Here is a 15189-nt window from a genome sequence, read left to right on the forward strand (position 1 = left end):
AACTTCTTTTGTTTCAATTTAAAAAATTTCCTTTACTGACAGATGGTGAACTTAAACTCGACATCGACGATTACCTTAGTGGTCATCGGGCAATGGATCGGGTACCTGCCTATAAATTCAAAATAATACGTTGCCAGGATTTGACCTGGGTTGGTGATATTGATGTCAGGATTGGTAATACTCGTCATCTGATTCTGTATGGTGGTCACATAGGTTATAGCGTCCATACGTCATATCAGGGCCATTCGTATGCTGCGAAAGCCTGTAATATTATTAAGGATGTTGCGCTTGCGCATGGTATGACAGAGTTGTGGATTACCTGTAACCCCGAAAATACTGCATCAAGAAAAACCTGCGAAAAATTGGGTGCTGTGTTTGTCAATATCGTAGATGTTCCTGCCGGTACGGAGTTGTTTAATCGCGGTGATTATCGTAAATGCCGATATTTGTGGGTATTAACTGACCCACCCATGCCCAGTTGACGACAGGGCTCCAGACAGTACCGGTACCATGATCATCAAATCAGTCAGACTCCAGTAATTGAGTGATATTGAAACCATCATGATTTCAGCTGCTATCGAAAATTGCATTCAACGTTATAAACCCACCCGGATATTGATTGCCTACAGTGGTGGCGTGGACTCCCACGTATTGCTTCATGCGTTGGTTAGAAGTAATCCCTCTGTACCTGTACTTGCCGTGCATGTTCATCACGGACTTAGTCCGAACGCTGACAAATGGGCTGAACATTGTGCCGATGTTTGCCAGCAATATGGAGTAGATTGTCAGTGTCTGTACGTTCAGGTTGAAAATCAGGGTAAAGGAATTGAAGCAGCGGCCAGAGAGGCCCGATATCACGAGCTCGAAAAATTGCTGGTATCCGGCGATATTCTATTAACTGCTCATCATGCCGACGATCAGATTGAAACTTTTATGTTGCGTCTGTTGCGGGGCGCTGGTTTGGAAGGTCTGTCGGCTATGAGTGAGTCCCGTTCCTGTGGTGCCGGGTCGTTGGTTCGACCATTATTGCAGTTACAGCGCTCCGAGTTGATGGCATATGCTGAGGATGAAGGATTTCGCTGGGTGGATGACGAAAGTAATGATGATAACCGCTATGACCGAAACTTTCTTCGAAATCAACTGTTTCCACTCATAGAAAGTCGTTGGCCTCAGTATCGTCAGACAGTTGTCCGGGCGATTAATCATATCCAGAATGCTGCGGGCAATGAACAGGAGCAACTGTATCCGGAACTCAATCATCGGCTGACGGCTGAAAATGCACTAAAAATCGTTGGTTTTGAAGAGGCAGATCGTTCTCTCATCATGAAGTTGTTACGGCTCTGGTTGGGCTTGATGAATTTGGCAGTTCCTTCACAAAAAGTGCTGGAGGAAATTGTTAGTTCAGTTATTTTCGCCAGGGCAGACGCTGAACCAGCAGTCTATCTCAAAGATTATTCTATTCGTCGATTCAAAACGGCAATTTATGCAGTACCTGTGTTGCCAGAAATACCTCGAACTACAATTGTGATAAAACCGGATGTCGCAACGGATATTCCTGGAGTCGGGACTGTGGAACTGGTTAGCGAGATTGCAAAAGACGATAAACGATGGTTACTGTCTGGTCGGTTTTTACCGTTAACCGTTGCTTTTAGGGTCGGCGGGGAACGGGCTGTTCCAGTCGGACGACAGGGCAGCCGTGACCTGAAGCGACTTTTGCAGGAGTATCGGGTTGAACCCTGGTGGCGCGATCGTTTGCCGTTATTATATTGGAATGGTGAATTGGTTATGGTCGCTGATCAGTTTGTTTGTGAAGGCTTTCAGGCGGCACCTGGAGAAATGGGTTACCGCCTGAAGTGGCGACACCCAAGAGTTTGACTGTCATAATTTTAATGCATCAGAAAGAATCTCGTTGAGGCGACAAGTCGCCTCTGATAGACTGACGTCCCGTCTTAAACAGCACTCACACAATCAATCTCATTCCACTACCCGCGTCTAAATCAATTGATGACGAAGGGGAGTTTTTTATTTATTGGTGTTTGGATTTGATACTGTGAGGTCCAATTTCAGATGGGATCATTATGACTCGTTATATATTTGTTACCGGTGGCGTTGTTTCTTCACTTGGTAAAGGCATTGCATCAGCTTCCCTGGCTGCCATTCTTGAAGCCAGAGGTCTTAAGGTTACTCTACTCAAGCTTGATCCCTATATTAATGTTGATCCGGGCACTATGAGCCCGTTCCAGCATGGTGAGGTCTTTGTGACCGAGGACGGCGCGGAGACAGATCTTGATCTTGGGCACTATGAACGTTTTGTTCGTACGACCATGACCCGTCGTAATAATTTCACTACCGGGCGTATTTATCAGGATGTCCTGCGTAAAGAGCGCCGTGGTGATTATCTGGGGGGAACTGTCCAGGTTATTCCTCATATTACCGATGAAATCAAGCGTCGTGTTATTGAGGGAGCCGGTAATGCAGATGTGGCTCTGGTGGAAATCGGCGGTACAGTCGGGGATATAGAGTCACTACCGTTTCTGGAAGCCGTTCGTCAATTAAGGGTTGAGTTGGGGAGTTCCCGTGCCCTGACGATGCATCTGACTCTGGTGCCTTACATTGCCACTGCCGGCGAGATGAAAACCAAGCCTACCCAGCATTCGGTAAAAGAAATGCGTACCATCGGTTTGCAGCCGGATATTCTGATTTGTCGTTCTGAACAAACGCTCGATAAGTCTTCATTGCGAAAAATTGCCCTGTTTACTAATGTTGAAGAACGAGCCGTCATTCCATTACCTGATGCAGATACCATTTATAAAATTCCAGCCATGTTGAATGCTGCTGGGTTGGATGTATTTGTGGTGGAAAAACTTGGTCTCGAGTGTGGTGAAGCAGATTTGAGCGAATGGAATGACGTCGCTGATCGTAAACTGAATCCGGACAAAGAAATCACCATCGCCATGGTTGGCAAATATATGGAGCTGTTGGATGCTTATAAATCCCTGATTGAAGCCATCGACCATGCCGGCATTCGTAGTCGTACCAAAGTGAATATTCGATATATTGATTCCGAGCGTATTGAGAAAGAAGGTGTTGAGCTATTGACTGGTGTCAGTGCTATTCTGGTTCCGGGTGGATTTGGTCATCGTGGCGTTGAAGGTAAGATCATGACAGCCCGTTACGCCAGAGAGCATAAAATCCCATATCTGGGTATCTGTCTGGGTATGCAGGTAGCGTTTATTGAGTTCGCCCGCAATGTTGCCCGGCTGGAAGGCGCCAACAGTACTGAATTTGACCGACAATGCCGCCATCCGGTTATTGGCTTGATTACTGAGTGGATTGAAGCTGACGGTAAAAAGGTTGAGCGTGACGATAAGTCAGATTTGGGCGGTACAATGCGTCTTGGCAGTCAGGCTTGTGAGTTGAAAGAAGATTCCATCGCCCGGGAATGCTATGGTAAGCCAGTGATTTATGAGCGTCACCGTCATCGTTACGAAGTCAACAATCATTATGTTGAACAAATGGCGGATGCAGGACTGGTTATATCTGGGCGGTCTGTGGATGGCGCGCTGGTCGAAATGGTTGAGCTGCCTAAAGATCAGCATCCGTGGTACGTTGCATGTCAGTTTCATCCGGAGTTTACTTCCACCCCACGGGATGGGCATGGATTGTTCAGTGGATTGATTGGTGCGGCCCGGGACTTTCAGAACTGATCTGCCTATTTTGTAGTTTTTTTACAGCTTCAAAGGCTGAGGGTTGAGAGGGTGGCTGGTTTTTGAGTTATTTTTGTAAGAAAATTACTCATGTTTGATTCGAAGCAATCTTCTCGTCATCGAATTTCTATTTAATAGGGTGATATACCCTATTACCAAACACTGGAGAGTCAGCAATGACAAAAATCGTCGATATTAAAGCTCGTGAAGTACTTGATAGCCGTGGTAACCCCACCGTCGAGGCCGATGTTATCCTGGAATCCGGACATGTAGGTCGCGCCTGTGCTCCATCTGGAGCATCTACAGGTTCTCGTGAAGCGCTTGAATTGCGGGATGGTGACAAGAGTCGATATCTGGGTAAAGGGGTATTAACCGCGGTTGCCGCTGTTAATGGTCCTATCAAAGAAGCTTTACTGGGTAAAGATGCTGAAGATCAGGCGACTCTTGACCAGATCATGATCGATCTGGATGGCACTGAAAACAAATCCAAGTTTGGTGCTAACGCTATTCTGGCTGTATCGCTGGCCAATGCCAAAGCAGCTGCTCAGGCTAAAGGTGTTGCTCTGTACGAACACATCTCCGACCTGAATGGTACTTCTGGTGTGTATAGCCTGCCGGTTCCCATGATGAACATCCTGAATGGTGGTGAGCATGCTGACAACAATGTTGATATTCAGGAATTCATGATCCAGCCCGTTGGCGCATCTTCATTCAAAGAAGCGTTGAGAATGGGGGCAGAAATCTTCCATTCGTTGAAGAAAGTTCTGGGTGCCAAAGGTCTGAGTACTGCAGTGGGTGATGAAGGCGGCTTTGCACCTAACCTGGAAAGCAATGCAGCTGCGTTGGCGGCCATCAAAGAAGCCGTTGAAGCTGCAGGTTACAAGCTCGGTACTGATATCACTTTGGCAATGGATTGTGCTTCTTCTGAATTCTATGAAGATGGCAAATACAACATGAAAGGTGAAGGTAAAGTATTCACTTCTAATGAATTCAGTGATTACCTGGCTAAACTTTGTGAAGAATATCCAATTGTGTCTATCGAAGACGGACAGGATGAATCTGACTGGGATGGCTTTGCATACCAGACTAAATTGTTGGGCGACAAAATCCAATTGGTCGGTGATGACCTGTTTGTAACCAACACCAAAATCCTGAAAGAAGGTATCGAAAAAAGCATCGCTAACTCCATTCTGATTAAATTCAATCAGATTGGTTCTCTGTCAGAAACTCTGGCGGCTATCAAAATGGCTAAAGATGCCGGTTATACCGCTGTCATTTCTCACCGTTCTGGCGAAACTGAAGATGCAACCATTGCTGATCTGGCAGTCGGTACTGCCGCTGGTCAGATTAAAACAGGTTCTCTGTGCCGTTCTGACCGTGTTGCCAAGTACAACCAATTGCTCAGAATTGAAGAAGCTCTGGGTGACAAAGCCGTTTACAATGGTTTGAAGGAAATCAAAGGTCAGGGTTAATTTCCAGCCTGATTATCAGTATCCAAAAAGCCCGGCATTGTCGGGCTTTTTTATTTGCTTTATGGTGTGCAAACTTTAAAACAGTTTTTTCTAATTAACATGTCCTTGGATAGAGTTTCACTGTGAACATAACCGCTGATTTATTTTCACCCATCTGGTATTGGTCATTTGATATTGCCTTCGCATTACTGCTGCTGATGGCTACAAACTTTCTCGAATGGCATGAATTACGCGGTGATAAAGAGTTGCAGCATCGGTTTGGTTTGTCGCTGGTGATTCTTGTTCTTATCTGGTCTATGCGGGCAGGTATTTCCACTGGATTGGGCATTCATTTTTTTCTGGTCACCACGCTCCACCTGGTATTCGGGTGGCAATTGGCAATGTATGCTGTGGCATTGGCGATATTAGGAATGGTATGGATTGGTAAGGAATCATGGCAAGGCATTGGTATTAACGGTTTTGTCAGTGGGGTGGTGCCTATTCTTTGTACGTATACTCTCTGGAGAATCCAGCGAAAAAGCCGATTGAATAGCCCATTTGCCTTTATTTTTTTAGTTGCTTTTTTGGGAGCAATTATTTCTGTAGTTGCTTCAGGAGTATTGATGACGGCCATTTTTTTGGGAGCTGGGGTTTATGATTTTGATCATATCGTTAGTCAGTTCTGGATATACGTCCCGTTAATAGCCCTACCTGAAGCCATTCTGAATGGTACTTTTATAACCGGTATGATTGTGTTCAGACCAGAGTGGGTGAAGTTGTTTGATCAGAAAAAGTACTTCAACTGACAAGGTCTCTGGGCAGGTGCCTGGGTCAATCGTTATGAGTCATAGTGCGCAGACTGCTAAATAGTTTCTCTGGAATCAGACCTTGTTCGATAACCTGTTTCCATATGAGCTTTGCCTGGGCTTTCAGTATTTGAACTTCACTGTCAGCTGGTTCGAGAATAGTCACTCCCAATTTGTTCAAAGTAGCCAATGCCCGACTATTTTGGCGAACCATGGTGTTGTCCAGGGTACTCAATGACAGTTTTGTGAGATTCATCATGATGCTTCTGTCTTGCTCGTTCAGGTCTTCGAGAGATCGTTTGCTGATAACAAATACCCCGAACGAATAAACCACCGGAACATTGGTGAGATACTTCAGGCTATGATGCCATTGTAAGGTAATTGCAGCCGCTGGTGGTGCTATCAAACCATCAATTGAACCAGTCTGTAGTGAGGTCGTTATTTCGGAAAGATTCAGATCAATAGCCTTTAGGTTAAATTCGCTGGCGTAATACAACAATGCCGGATCTGCAGGCAGCCATAATTTCTGTTGTTGCAATTGATTAAGATTGACAGCCGGTTCTTGGGTCATAGCGTAAGCCATGCCACCATCAATCAATCCTATCGCTTTAAAGCGGCTATCTTCAGCAAGTCTTAAAATATCCGTATCAAAGCTAGCGCGTGCCTTCAGAACCTGGTCAAAATTATCGAAGAAAAAAGGTAAGCCATAAACGCGTAACCCTGGAAACTCTTTGGTCCAGGCACTGCTTTGAGAAACGGTTGCATCCAATTGACCAATCATCATCTTGCGTCTGATGGCATCATCAGACCCCATGACTCCAGCCGGATAGATTTTCAGTTTAACTCTATTGTCCGTCTGCTGGCGTAATTCTGTATCCAGAGCTCTTAGGCTTTTTACAACATCAGTACCATCAGGGTAAGCGGTTGCTATTTTTATTGTTGTGCCAAATGCACTGACAGACACTAAAAGAGCGAGTAAGAGTAAGTATATTAATCTAATCATATAGATCATATTTTCATATTCGTATGACAAACTGATGAATGCTATTACTCAGACACGCTTTTTTATAGGTTCCATCGGTCGTTTAAATCTATGAATAGTAAGGCTTTTCTCCGGTAGTCGGAAAAAAGGATGAGTTGACCAGCATCAATCCTCTGCTATGACTTACAAGACAACCAACTGATTGTATTCATCTCACCGGTTACTTGGTTTCAAGGTCTGCGATTGATTTTGTGCATGGGTTTGGTTAGGCATGATGCGTTTGCAATTACAGTATATGGCCCACGTCGATTGCATTGGCTGTTGGCAATGTTTGAAGTATTCGGAGCCAAGATATGACAAACCTGGAAAGAAAGTTTGAATTTGCTTCCAGTGATAATGACAGAAAATCATCTGAGGACTCCGGCTGGAAAGTACTGACGGTTGAAGATGATGCTGCCTATCAGGCATCTCTGGTTTTTGCGTTACGATCCATGAAGGTTCAACGTAAGATGATCAGTTTGCTGACAGCCCGATCGACCACAGAAGCCACTCGTATTATTTCCCGAAATCCAGACATTGCAGTGATATTGCTGGATGTCGTCATGGAACATGATGAATCGGGTTTGACCCTTGTAAAAACGATTCGCGAACTTTTTGATAACAGTGATGTCAGAATTATCTTGCTGACGGGGCAGCCGGGCATGGCTCCCCAGAAAGATGTTATGAGCCGGTACGATATTGATGATTATTGGTGTAAATCAGAACTGACCAATGATCATTTGCTTACCATCATTACCAGTAATATCCGTACCTGGAACTATCTGACTGAAATCAGAAAATCCACTACCGGTTTGCAACAGGTTATTAGTGCCAGCAGACAATTGAATGGTACACGTGATGTTAATGAGTATCTCCAAACTATTCTGACCCAAGTGGGTAATATCTTTAATATCGACAGTAGTTTGATTTGTGCTATTGATGAGGGTAGTCAGAATATTCGAAATGCAAGTGTTATGGTCGTGACTGGTAAATTTGAAAATATAAAAAATAAAAACCTCGGTCAGATAGAACACGATTTATTGCTCAAAGCCTGTAAACAGGTTTTGAATTCCAAACATCACATTTTTATTCCAGGGTATTCCATTCTGTATATCCGTTACAATGTTGAGCTGGCCGAATACATTGTCATTCTGAAGAATGAAAAACCATTGTCAAAACTGGATATACATTTGTTGCAGATATTTTTTGAAAACGTCAGTGTGGGGCTCGATAATATTTCTTTGTACGGTCAGTTGTTAAGGGTTGCATACGAAGATTCACTTCTGAAGATGCCAAACCGAAGTTGGCTGGCGAAAGAGATTGCCCGATTGAATGTCAATCAACCATATCAGGCAGAATTGTTTGTTGTTGATGTGGACGATTTTGCAGAAATCAGTATGACGTTTGGCAATGTATTTTGTGATCAGCTCATGAAATGCGTTAGCGAAAAACTGCTTTCAAATGTGCCCGGCAGTGCCAGTATTGCCAGAGTGGGGATTAGCGCTATTGGTGTTCTGGTAGATAGCGTATCCCATGTTGATGGAGCGTTCTTTGATAAACTTTTCTCCTCTCCATTGACCATAGCCGGAACTGAACATGCGGTTTCCATCACCGTTTCGAAGATCAATATGGTGGAAACCAAAGGATACTTTTCATCAGAACAAATTATTCGAAGAGCAGAGAGTCTGGTTGGCTTGTCGCGATTAAAAGGTGTTCATTACATTGAGAATAACGCAGACCTCGAAAAGCAGGTGGTATATCGACACTCTATGCTTGATGAGCTGAGAAAGGCATTTTTGCAGAAGCAGTTTTTTATTCTATTACAACCCAAGGTAGGACTTGCAGATGGTCGTCTGGTTGGTTTTGAGTCATTGGTCCGGTGGCGTAAAACCGACGGCTCAGTGGTTGCTCCTGGCGATTTCATCCCTCTTGCAGAAGCATCAGGTTTGATCGGAAAGCTGGATAATCAGGTTCTGAGACTAACCTGTGAAGCGGTAAAATACCTGAATGCAAATGATATATATGTCCCGGTGTCATTTAACGCGTGTTCTTCAGAACTCATGAATTCGAGTTATCTTACGAACTTAACTCAAATAATTCGTGAGTATGATGTTGACCCTAAATATCTGGAACTTGAAGTGACTGAATCTCAGGCAGCGCCAGAGTATCAGAGAATATCCAGCTCCCTAGAAGAAATTATGGCACTGGGAATGGATGTGAGTATTGATGATTTTGGTACCGGATATTCCTCACTTGCTCATATCACTGATTTAAAGGCAACTACACTCAAAATAGATCGAACGTTTGTTACTCGTCTGAATACATCACGCGAGCACAATTACGTAATTGACATGATTCTGGAACTGGGGAATCAGCTGGGTTTTAAAGTGATTGCTGAAGGTATTGAAACAGAGGAGCAGAGGCAGCAATTGTTGCAAAAGGGTTGTCAGTATGGCCAGGGGTATCTTTTTGCCAAACCTCTGACATTGGACGATGCCATTTTGTTTTCTTAAGTTCATTAAAAATAGCCGCATGACGGAAATTATAATCTGTCTTTTCAGGATGTATGCTAGGCTCATTTCAGATAAGGCCCTCTAGTTTAACTTCCCGTAGTTCTGTCGTAGTTGTTTGAAGAATAAAGAGGAGCATCATTCTCATGAGCCTCGGCTTTGATCGGTACGTATTTCAGTGAAAGGAACAATGGTATGACGACCTCGCGAGCAAAAGAACAACATGCTGTTGTATTTAAGAATATGTTACCGCGCCTGGCTTTGCTGTTGGTCTTGACGACTATTGTTGGTGTTTTCGGAATGACTGAACTTATCAGATTTAAAATTTCACCGATTGAAGAATCTCAGGTGAGATCCGTGTCTCGGTCGATTTCCATGATGAATCGTGAAATAGGTTATATCCGTGATCTAATCCGTTTGCTGAAAAACAGCTCTGCGATAAAGTCAGGACTGGCATTGAACAGAGAGATTGATACCACTTTACTACAGCAATTTTTTATTTATTTTGCTGAGTCTTCAAACAATGTTTCCCAAGTAAGATGGATTGATATGAAAGGCAATGAACGGGTTCGCGTTAACCTGGTTGGTCAGGAAGCGAGTGTTGTTCATGAAGAAGACCTACAGAACAAAAGTCATCGATATTATTTCCAGAAAGCTATTGTTGCTGGTGACTCTGTTTATATCTCACCAATAGATTTGAATATCGAAGAAGGGGGCGTTGTGTATCCTTATGAACCCACCATTCGGGCGACTGTTTTGACGGAAAACAGCGAAGGTTTACGCGATGGTGTATTGGTAGTGAACTTTCAATTAACGGATCTTTTTTCCGATTTACGATCAATGGGCAATGATAGACAACATCTTGAGGTACTAAACTCCGAAGGTTATTGGTTGTTGGCAGATGATCCGGACCTGGAATGGGGTTTTCAGTTAGGCCATCCGGATCACAATGCCAGAACTCTCAGGCCAGAGGTATGGCATCACATGATGAAATCATCCAGTGCTACAGGAATAAGAGCCGATAATTCTTTGGCGAGTTATATATTCCTGTCATTTGATAACAATGATGGTCTGGTGGTATCGGATCTTAACCGGATAATTATTGCTGCAGTAACCGGTCAGGATGTATTGGCATCGGTCAATCGCGCGGTTTTCATTCCATTGGTTGCAGGTTGTCTGCTTTTGTTTCTGATCGGTTTTATAATTATCCGGTCATTAACTGTAGCAGAGATGGATCGCCAATTTTATACCCAGGCATTGCAGGAAGAAAAAGAAGAATTGCAAAAAGCGTTGGAAAAAGTCAAGCAGTCTCATGAACGTCTCGGTATTCTTCAGGATGAACTGGTGGAAGCGCGGAAATTATCCGCTCTGGGGTTGATAGTTGCTGGTGTTGCTCATGAACTGAACACCCCCAATGGAGGAGCCTTGATTGCAGTATCAGCATTGCAGTCACAGTTGGATGAATTGAAACGAAATATTTTGGAAGGATTGACCCAGCGGCAGATGGAAGATTTTATTCAAAATCTAGAACAGGGGCTGCGATTGGCCGAGAAAAACCTACGTCGTGCGAGTGAGTTGATCAGTAGTTTCAAACGTCTGGCGGTAGACCGTAATCAGGAGATTTTGGTTAAGTTCGATTTGATTGAATGTATTCGTGATCTGATTCATACCGTTGAGCCAAGGCTTAAAGGCGGGCGAATAAAGATAACCGTTGATCTACCGGATACACTGCAGATCAACAGTTTTCCCGGTATAATTTCACAAGTACTCCAAAATTTGATCGATAACGCCATCTATCATGGTTTTCCCAACAGAGAGAGTGGCATTGTCTCAGTGTCTGCATCTCTGGTTCACCAAGGACGGCAGGTCTGTCTTCATGTTGTCGATAATGGTAAAGGTATTGATCCAGAGATTCGAAGTAGAATATTTGATCCGTTTGTCACTTCCGGACGCGGCCATGGACACACTGGATTAGGGTTGTATCTGATTCATCAATGGGTGCATGGAGTGCTCAAGGGTAGTATCAAAATAGAGCCGAATATCAGCCATGGTACTTGTATCACAATTATTTTACCGGTCGATATTGAGTCATTAACCTCTGACACGAAGGCTTTGGAACTCACAGCCAGCAATTGATATTCGTTTCGACGTATCGTTGTGAACCAACTGGCATTAGGGTGTTTATCCAAATAACGGTTTTATATGAAAACTATATTGTTTGATCTGGATAATACGCTAACCCATCGCGAACAGACGATTCGAAATTACACCAAGGTCTTTTTTTCTGATTACGCTCATCAGTTAATAACGGGTCTTGATCTTGTGTGGTTAGCAGACAAAATAGTCACTTTGGATGAAGGCGGGTACTCTGGACACAAGGAACGGTCGCTCCGGCTGGCGATGCTGGATGTTTGGCGTACAAGGCCAAACCTTGATCACTTGCTGACACACTGGCTGTCCTGGGTACCGACTCATCCGGTCATGATGCCCGGTCTTTATCCGGTCCTGAATAAGCTTAAACAATGGAAATTTACTCTGGGTATTGTTACCAATGGTTCTCAGAATGTTCAGCAGACAAAAATCCGGGCATTGAAAATTGAGCAGTATTTTGATGTGGTACTGACTTCAGAAGCAGCTGGATGGAAAAAACCTGAGGCTGGGATTTTTATAGCGGCCTTGTCTGCCCTTCGATGTCAGGCTGCTGATGCAATATTTGTTGGCGATCATCCCATCAATGACTATCAGGGAGCTTTGAGTTGTGGGATGAAAGCAATCTGGTTTCGCGGATTTCACATCTGGCCAGAAAATCTTGCTCCTCCGCAACGCTATATTGATCATTTGGAACATCTGTTGGATAAGGTTTAACATGGCTGAATGAGCATCAACCAGGATAAACCGACTATGAAAAGTGTGTATATCACCCGTTGTATTCCTCAGGTGGGAATCGATCTGTTAGCGCAACATTTTAACGTGCGTGTTAATGAACGGCCCGGCAAACTGACACGTCAGGCATTACTGGAAAATATAAAAGATGTTGATGGGGTGTTGAGTTCTGGAACGGACAAAATTGACGCCGAGCTCATGGATTTGAATCCTGGTATACGCTGCTTTTCCAATTATGCCGTTGGGTTTGACAATATGGACGTGGCTGCTGCCACTCATCGTCGCGTACTGTGTACCAATACCCCTGATGTCCTCACTGACTCTACCGCTGAAATGGCCTGGGCTTTGTTGATGGCGGTTGCGCGCAGAGTTGTGGAGTCGGATCGTATTATGCGCACGCGCCAATGGGTGGGGTGGGAGCCGCAGGAGTTCCTGGGGGGAGATATTACCGGTAAAACTCTTGGTGTCATTGGTGCCGGCAGAATAGGCACATCAATCGCCATGAAATCCCGTGGTTTTGATATGGAAGTATTGTACAGCGGGCGTCGTCATAATCCGGAGTTGGAAGCAAAGCTCAACGCCCGCTTTGTGGACATGGATACACTATTACAGTCATCTGATTTCGTCAGTTTGAGTGTGGCTCTGAGTGCTCAGACTCATCATCTGATTGGTGCGCGAGAGTTGGCGCTGATGAAGTCGACGGCCTATCTCATCAATACCGCAAGAGGGCCTGTGATTGACGAAGCAGCGCTGGTCGAAGCACTCAAAAGCAAACAGATCGCTGGAGCGGGATTGGATGTCTATGAATTTGAACCGGATATGGTTGAGGGGCTGGAGCTACTCGAAAATACAGTACTAACCACCCATATTGGTTCTGCCACCCATGCCACCCGGAATGCCATGGCTGTGAAGGCTGCCAGCAACCTGATTGCTGCGCTGAACGGTGATATGCCACCAGACTGCCTGAATCCACAGGCGCTAGATTAATGGTACGATGCGAGTTCTGTTGTTAATCCTGTCAACTTGAAATAGAGCTGTCCGCTGACAGCCCTACTTCAATCACTCAGAGCCTTTTCTGCTCTTTACTCTCTTGAAAAGCCCTCACTGAAGCAGTTGTGATGCCTCCGTCTGCGATAGACGTTACAGATACCTAAGATCTATGTCGAGCACCTTAAACCAAAGTTGTAGACAATTAAGGTTGTTTTTTGGTGTGTTAGTCGATATTTTAGCTGACAGTTTCATAAATTGTAGACAATTTGATGTCGCAGCATATAGAAGAAAATACAGGATCGAGAGCCAGTCAGGTATTTGTGCAATTGCAGGAGGCAATTGTCCGGGGGGAGATCAAAGCCGGAACCAAGCTTCGGGAAGCGGATTTGAGTCAAGAGTACGGTATTTCCCGGGCACCGCTACGTGAAGCCTTGAATCGTCTTGAGAGTTTGAAGCTGGTTGTCAAAGTGCCGCATGTTGGCGCCCAGGTTGTAAATCTGACGGCCCGGGAAGTGCAGGAAATCTATTTGATTCGTGAAAATCTGGAGGCTCTGGCTTGTCGTCTGGCAGCTGTGGAAATGACACAGACCGAATTGAAGGAACTGAAACAGCTATTACTTCAGCATGAACAATATATTCAGGATCAGTCCGGTAGCCGCTATCTGTTACAACAGGATGACCTGGATTTTCACTACCGCATTATCCAGGGCAGTCGTAATCAGATGCTGGTGAATTTATTGTGTAATGAGCTTTATCAGTTGGTTCGGATGATTCGACACAGCGGCATTTTAGTACGTAATACGCCAGTCAAAGCGTTACAGGAGCATTGGCGTATTTATGAAGCACTCAATCAACGTGATGGTGAACTGGCTGCCATGTTGATGCAAAGACACATTTCGCGGGCACGTCAGAGTGCTCATCTCATTCAGGTGGAGGATCAGGTATGAAATCAGCGGGATCACGCTTTAGAACAGCACTCGAACACAATCAGCCCTTACAGATCGTCGGTACCATTAATGCTTACACGGCTTTGATGGCCGAGAAAGTGGGGCATCAGGCGATTTATCTGTCTGGGGGAGGGGTCGCAAATGCCTCTTTTGGGTTGCCAGACCTGGGTATGACCGGTCTTGAAAATGTGTTGGAAGATGCCCGTCGAATCACTGCAATTACAGAGACCCCGCTGTTGGTTGATATTGATACCGGATGGGGTGGGGCATTTAACATTGCCAGGACCGTCAAAGAAATGATTCGTGCAGGCGTAGCGGCGGTGCATCTCGAAGATCAGGTGCAACAAAAACGGTGTGGCCACAGACCCAACAAGCAAATTGTTTCCAAGGTGGAAATGGCCGACCGAATCAAGGCCGCTACCGATGCCAGAACCGATTCTGATTTTTTCGTTATTGCCCGTACTGATGCATTTGCGCAGGAAGGTCTGGATGCGGCCATCGAAAGAGCCATTGCCTGTGTGGAGGCTGGAGCCGATGGCATATTCGCAGAAGCCGTGCATTCGCTTGAGGATTATCAGGCCTTTTCAGAAGCTCTTTCGGTACCGGTACTGGCCAATATGACAGAGTTTGGCCAGACCCCTTTGTTTACTCTGACTGAACTGCGCCGGGCTGGCGTGGGAATGGCTTTGTATCCTCTCAGCGCATTCAGGGCCATGAATGCTGCGGCATTAAAAGTTTATCAATGTCTACTGACCAATGGGGATCAGAAAGACGTGGTTGCGGATATGCAAACCCGGTCTGAGTTGTACGAATTCCTAAATTATCATGATTACGAAAATAAGTTGGATGAGTTGTTTAAACAATAACAATCAAG

General features: G+C 44.8%; 12 protein-coding genes. 11 read left to right on the top strand and 1 reads right to left on the bottom strand.

Annotated features, from left to right (window positions below):
• Window positions 1-8 precede the first annotated feature (8 nt).
• The 5 genes from ACQY6I_RS02820 to ACQY6I_RS02840 all read left to right on the top strand — a co-directional run bounded on the left by ACQY6I_RS02820 (window position 9) and on the right by ACQY6I_RS02840 (window position 5964).
• Window positions 9-482 carry a GNAT family N-acetyltransferase gene (locus ACQY6I_RS02820; RefSeq protein ID WP_428239947.1) on the top strand — a complete coding sequence of 158 codons (474 nt, stop codon included), beginning with the start codon at window positions 9-11 and terminating at the stop codon, window positions 480-482.
• A gap of 79 nt (window positions 483-561) precedes the next feature.
• Entirely contained in the window at window positions 562-1875 is a 1314-nt protein-coding gene (tilS, locus tag ACQY6I_RS02825) for a tRNA lysidine(34) synthetase TilS (RefSeq protein ID WP_428239948.1), read from the top strand.
• A 203-nt stretch (window positions 1876-2078) separates the two neighbouring features.
• Complete coding sequence (locus ACQY6I_RS02830; protein WP_428239949.1) at window positions 2079-3707, top strand: CTP synthase; 1629 nt, start codon at window positions 2079-2081, stop codon at window positions 3705-3707.
• A gap of 176 nt (window positions 3708-3883) precedes the next feature.
• Entirely contained in the window at window positions 3884-5179 is a 1296-nt protein-coding gene (gene eno / locus ACQY6I_RS02835) for a phosphopyruvate hydratase (protein ID WP_428239950.1), read from the top strand.
• 122 nt (window positions 5180-5301) lie between these two features.
• Complete coding sequence (locus ACQY6I_RS02840; protein ID WP_428239951.1) at window positions 5302-5964, top strand: energy-coupling factor ABC transporter permease; 663 nt, start codon at window positions 5302-5304, stop codon at window positions 5962-5964.
• A gap of 25 nt (window positions 5965-5989) precedes the next feature.
• On the opposite strand, the gene dctP is transcribed toward ACQY6I_RS02840, so the two are convergent.
• Complete coding sequence (dctP, locus tag ACQY6I_RS02845) at window positions 5990-6967, bottom strand: TRAP transporter substrate-binding protein DctP (RefSeq protein ID WP_428239952.1); 978 nt, start codon at window positions 6965-6967, stop codon at window positions 5990-5992.
• 332 nt (window positions 6968-7299) lie between these two features.
• Between dctP and ACQY6I_RS02850 the strand changes: the two genes are divergently transcribed.
• From ACQY6I_RS02850 to prpB, 6 genes are all read left to right on the top strand, one after another.
• Window positions 7300-9498: a bifunctional diguanylate cyclase/phosphodiesterase gene (locus ACQY6I_RS02850; protein WP_428239953.1), complete on the top strand. Its 2199-nt coding sequence runs from the start codon at window positions 7300-7302 to the stop codon at window positions 9496-9498.
• 354 nt (window positions 9499-9852) lie between these two features.
• Window positions 9853-11631 carry a sensor histidine kinase gene (locus ACQY6I_RS02855; RefSeq protein ID WP_428239954.1) on the top strand — a complete coding sequence of 593 codons (1779 nt, stop codon included), beginning with the start codon at window positions 9853-9855 and terminating at the stop codon, window positions 11629-11631.
• Between the two features lie 66 nt (window positions 11632-11697).
• Window positions 11698-12360 carry an HAD family hydrolase gene (locus ACQY6I_RS02860; RefSeq protein ID WP_428239955.1) on the top strand — a complete coding sequence of 221 codons (663 nt, stop codon included), beginning with the start codon at window positions 11698-11700 and terminating at the stop codon, window positions 12358-12360.
• A gap of 36 nt (window positions 12361-12396) precedes the next feature.
• A complete protein-coding gene (locus tag ACQY6I_RS02865; protein ID WP_428239956.1) occupies window positions 12397-13365 on the top strand; it encodes a 2-hydroxyacid dehydrogenase in 969 nt (322 codons plus the stop codon).
• A 272-nt stretch (window positions 13366-13637) separates the two neighbouring features.
• A complete protein-coding gene (locus ACQY6I_RS02870; RefSeq protein ID WP_428239957.1) occupies window positions 13638-14315 on the top strand; it encodes a GntR family transcriptional regulator in 678 nt (225 codons plus the stop codon).
• Window positions 14312-15181 carry a methylisocitrate lyase gene (gene prpB / locus ACQY6I_RS02875; RefSeq protein WP_428239958.1) on the top strand — a complete coding sequence of 290 codons (870 nt, stop codon included), beginning with the start codon at window positions 14312-14314 and terminating at the stop codon, window positions 15179-15181. The genes ACQY6I_RS02870 and prpB overlap by 4 nt, the downstream gene beginning before the upstream one ends.
• Window positions 15182-15189 lie beyond the last annotated feature (8 nt).

Source organism: Gynuella sp., assembly GCF_050297175.1.
Classification (GTDB): Bacteria; Pseudomonadota; Gammaproteobacteria; order Pseudomonadales; family Natronospirillaceae; genus Gynuella.

What these genes read in the sequence shown, in the direction of transcription:
- tilS (WP_428239948.1), top strand. Translation starts at nt 562, where the DNA reads ATGATTTCAGCTGCTATCGAAAATTGCATTCAACGTTATAAACCCACC.
- ACQY6I_RS02830 (WP_428239949.1), top strand. Translation starts at nt 2,079, where the DNA reads ATGACTCGTTATATATTTGTTACCGGTGGCGTTGTTTCTTCACTTGGT.
- eno (WP_428239950.1), top strand. Translation starts at nt 3,884, where the DNA reads ATGACAAAAATCGTCGATATTAAAGCTCGTGAAGTACTTGATAGCCGT.
- dctP (WP_428239952.1), bottom strand. Translation starts at nt 6,967, where the DNA reads ATGATTAGATTAATATACTTACTCTTACTCGCTCTTTTAGTGTCTGTC.
- ACQY6I_RS02850 (WP_428239953.1), top strand. Translation starts at nt 7,300, where the DNA reads ATGACAAACCTGGAAAGAAAGTTTGAATTTGCTTCCAGTGATAATGAC.
- ACQY6I_RS02860 (WP_428239955.1), top strand. Translation starts at nt 11,698, where the DNA reads ATGAAAACTATATTGTTTGATCTGGATAATACGCTAACCCATCGCGAA.
- ACQY6I_RS02865 (WP_428239956.1), top strand. Translation starts at nt 12,397, where the DNA reads ATGAAAAGTGTGTATATCACCCGTTGTATTCCTCAGGTGGGAATCGAT.
- ACQY6I_RS02870 (WP_428239957.1), top strand. Translation starts at nt 13,638, where the DNA reads ATGTCGCAGCATATAGAAGAAAATACAGGATCGAGAGCCAGTCAGGTA.
- prpB (WP_428239958.1), top strand. Translation starts at nt 14,312, where the DNA reads ATGAAATCAGCGGGATCACGCTTTAGAACAGCACTCGAACACAATCAG.